Annotated in this window: 1 protein-coding gene; it reads left to right on the top strand. The window is 23.6% G+C overall.

Annotation, left to right across the window (positions count from 1 at the left end; translation table 11 throughout):
* Positions 1-64: 64 nt before the first annotated feature.
* Complete coding sequence (locus N5D90_RS17095; RefSeq protein ID WP_280063485.1) at positions 65-472, top strand: hypothetical protein; 408 nt, start codon at positions 65-67, stop codon at positions 470-472.
* The last annotated feature ends 75 nt before the right edge of the window (positions 473-547 follow it).

The following is a 547-nucleotide window of genomic DNA, read 5'->3' as shown; positions in this document are numbered from 1 at the left end:
CCGAGAAATGAGAAATTTGTTATACTATTAAATGTAATTTATAGAAAATTAGAAAAATGTTTATATGCGAAAATTTTTGATATATATATTTTTTCTTCTCCTTTTTTGGAAAGGTTGTGATTTATTTGATGATTTTACTAATGAAAAAGCCATAATTGAAGAAATACAAAAAGACTTTTCAGGAATAATAATTAGTAAATACTCTACTAGAGACACACCTCCAATATTTTTAAAAATTAAAAATAAGAATACTTTTTTTGACATTTCATTTTCTAGAGAAATAATGACTATTTCCTCTATTGGAGATAGTATATATAAATTACCTAACGATAATTATGTTTATATAATTAAATCGAATGGAAAAATTTACAAAGAATGTTTTCAAAAAATTACGAATGAAACAAGGAGTAGTCGATTATTTCCAAAAGAATGGAAAGATAAATGGTTAGAAATGGCTAATTGTGGCGAATAAAATACTTTTTTACATACTCTTTGTCAAGTTGAATTCATTTCAATTTCGCATCCTCAAAGTAAAAATATCAAAATG

The organism is Empedobacter sp. GD03797, assembly GCF_029842105.1.
Lineage (GTDB): Bacteria > Bacteroidota > Bacteroidia > Flavobacteriales > Weeksellaceae > Empedobacter > Empedobacter falsenii_C.
This window is presented reverse-complemented; position numbering and strand designations above follow the sequence as displayed.